This window comes from Cellulomonas biazotea (assembly GCF_004306155.1).
Taxonomy (GTDB): Bacteria; Actinomycetota; Actinomycetes; order Actinomycetales; family Cellulomonadaceae; genus Cellulomonas; species Cellulomonas biazotea.
On sequence record NZ_BIMR01000413.1, the window covers coordinates 1 to 3172 of the forward strand.

A 3172-nucleotide genomic window follows, 5' to 3' on the forward strand; every position below is an offset into this window, starting at 1 on the left:
CGCCGTCCGTACGACGACGGCCGGCGACCCCGTCCGCAGGTGCGGGGTCGCCGGCCGTGGCCGTCACGAGGGGCGCGTCAGACGCGCACCTCGTCGTCCGTCGTGACCTCGTCGTCGACGGGCGTCGCGGGCCGGGGAAGCAGCGCCGCGGGCTCGTCGTCGGTGGCCTCCGCCGGGACGTCCGCCGATCCCTCGGCCGCAGGCGCCGTCGACGTCGACTGGATGCGCATGCCGTAGAACGACCGGTGCACGAAGTACGTCGAGACGAGGAAGAACACCGCGGCGAGCGTGAGCACGAGCGTGTGCCGGCCCTGGTCGGTGAGCTGCACGGCGAGGTCGACGGCGAGGAGGCCGAAGAGCGTCGTGAACTTGATGACCGGGTTGAGCGCCACGGACGACGTGTCCTTGAACGGGTCGCCCACGGTGTCGCCGACGACGGTCGCGTCGTGCAGCGGCGTGCCGTTGGCGTGCAGCTCGGTCTCGACGATCTTCTTCGCGTTGTCCCAGGCGCCACCGGCGTTCGCCATGAAGATCGCCTGGTAGAGGCCGAACAGGGCGATCGAGATGAGGTAGCCGATGAAGAAGTACGGCTCGACGAACGCGAACGCGAGGGTCGAGAAGAACACGCCGAGGAACATCGTGAGCATGCCGCGCTGCGCGTACTGGGTGCAGATCTCGACGACGCGGCGCGAGTCCTCGTCGCTGGCCTTCGTGACGCCGTCCAGGCGGATGTGCTGCCGGATGAACTCGACCGCACGGTAGGCGCCGGTCGTGACGGCCTGGATCGAGGCCCCGGTGAACCAGTAGATGACCGAGCCGCCCGCGACGAGGCCGAGCAGGAACGGCGGGTGCAGCAGGGACAGGTTCTCCAGGCCGGTGGTGAGGCCCTCGGTGAGGCCCATGATGATCGAGAAGATCATCGTGGTGGCGCCGACGACGGCCGTGCCGATGAGGACGGGCTTGGCGGTCGCCTTGAAGGTGTTCCCGGCGCCGTCGTTCTCCTCGAGGAGCTGCTTGGCGTGCTCCCAGGTCGGCTCGAAGCCGTGCTCGGTGCGCAGCTCGGCGTCGATGCCCTCGACGTCCTCGATGCCGGACAGCTCGTAGACGCTCTGGGCGTTGTCGGTGACCGGGCCGTAGGAGTCGACCGCGATGGTCACGGGTCCCATGCCGAGGAACCCGAACGCGACGAGCCCGAACGCGAAGACGGCGGGCGCGTGCATGACCTCGTCGAGGCCCGCCTCGCTCACCAGGTACGCGGCGCCCATGAGGCCGACGATGGCCATGCCCAGCCAGTAGGCGGAGAAGTTGCCCGCGACCAGGCCGGACAGGATGTTGAGCGACGGCCCGCCCTCCTTGGAGGACGCGACGACCTCGCGCGTGTGCCGGCTGGAGGTGCTGGTGAACGCCTTGACGAGCTCGGGGATGAGCGCCCCGGCGAGCGTGCCGCAGGAGATGATCGTCGCGAGCTTCCACCACAGGCCGGGTGTGCCGTCGGCGAGCACCAGCCAGGTGGTCGCGTAGGTCGCGGCGATGCAGACGGCGGACGTGAGCCACACGAGGGACGTGAGCGGCTTCTCGAAGTCCATCCGCTCGGCACCCGCGTACCGGCGCTGCGCCCACAGGTCGTTGACCGTGTAGGAGATGCCGGACGCCGCGATCATCACGGCGCGGACCACGAAGATCCACACGAGGAGCGCGGCCTGCACGCCGGTGTCCGGCACGCCGAGGATGACGAACGTGACGAGCGCGACGCCCGTGACGCCGTACGTCTCGAAGCCGTCCGCGCTGGGGCCGACGGAGTCGCCCGCGTTGTCGCCCGTGCAGTCGGCGATGACGCCAGGGTTGCGGGCGTCGTCCTCCTTGATCTTGAACGCGATCTTCATGAGGTCGGAGCCGATGTCGGCGATCTTGGTGAAGATGCCGCCCGCGATGCGCAGCGCCGCGGCGCCGAGCGACTCGCCGACCGCGAAGCCGATGAAGCACGCGCCGGCCAGGTCGCCCGGCAGGAACAGCAGGATGACGAGCATGATCGCGAGCTCGAGGCTGATGAGCACCATGCCGATCGCCATGCCGGAGCGCAGCGGGACGCGGTGCAGGGGGAGGACCTTGCCGCGCAGCGCGGCGAACGCGGTCCGCGAGTTCGCGTAGGTGTTGACGCGGATGCCGAACCACGCGACCGAGTACGACCCGGCCATGCCGACGAGGCTGAACGCGATGACGACGGCGACGCGTCCCCAGTCGAACCCGACGAGGACGCGGTAGTAGACGACGATCACGGCCGCGATGAACACCCACAGGACCAGCAGGAACTTGCCCTGCTGCGCGAGGTACGCCTTGCACGTCGTGTAGATCAGCTCGGAGACGGACCGCATCGACGCGTGCACGGGCAGCCGCCGGACCTGCGTGACGACGGTGATGCCGAACGCGAGGCCGAGCGCGCACACGACCAGGCCGAGGCCGAGCCAGAGGCGGCCGGAGACCCCGGCGATCGTGACCTGGCCGAGGTCGGGGAGCGCGAGGCCCGCCTCGCCGTGCACCTGGGTGCCGTCGCGGTCGGCGGGCGCGCACCCGGCGAGCAGGACGGCCAGGGCGGCGAGCCCGGACCAGGCGGCGACGCGCCCGGCGCGCGGGCGCTGCCGGGGCCGTGCGGGGGCCGGCGTGACGCCGGGGTGGGTGGGGTCGGCGGTGGTGACTGCGGGACCTGCGGTGCGCGCGCTGCTGCGCTGCGGCGATGTGGACACGGTCTTCCTCGGCTCGTGCGGAAACCCTTTGCTCGTTCTTTGAACGTAGGACGGGGCTCCCGAGGGCACGTGTGACCTAAGTCTCGGTTCGTCGAGCGGGGCCGCGTGCCAGCCCGGACCAACCCGGCGTGTCGGGCACGACACGCCGTTCCTGCAGGTCAGCGCGCGGCCACTGCCGTCCAGTGGGTGGGACGCGGGACGCGTGCGGGGAGCAGGGTCGAGGCGTCCCCGCGTGCCGCGGCGGCCTGCGGGCCGGTGACGAACAGCGCGTCGGACAGGTCCGCGCCGCGCAGGTCGGCGCCGCGCAGGTCCGCCCCGACGAGGTCCGCGCCCCGCAGGTCGGCACCCCGCAGGTCCGCGCCCATGAGCCACGCGCCGCGCAGGTCCACGGCGCGCAGGTCGGCGCCGCGCAGCCGTGCGCCCGCGAGGTC

Annotated in this window: 2 protein-coding genes; both read right to left on the minus strand. The window is 71.5% G+C overall.

Going from position 1 to position 3172, the window contains the following annotated elements; genetic code table 11:
- Nucleotides 1-77 precede the first annotated feature (77 nt).
- Nucleotides 78-2741 carry a sodium-translocating pyrophosphatase gene (locus tag CBZ_RS19570; protein ID WP_373862209.1) on the minus strand — a complete coding sequence of 888 codons (2664 nt, stop codon included), beginning with the start codon at nucleotides 2739-2741 and terminating at the stop codon, nucleotides 78-80.
- Between the two features lie 158 nt (nucleotides 2742-2899).
- On the minus strand, nucleotides 2900-3172 hold a 273-nt coding region (locus tag CBZ_RS19575), incomplete at its 5' end, for a pentapeptide repeat-containing protein (protein ID WP_130783114.1).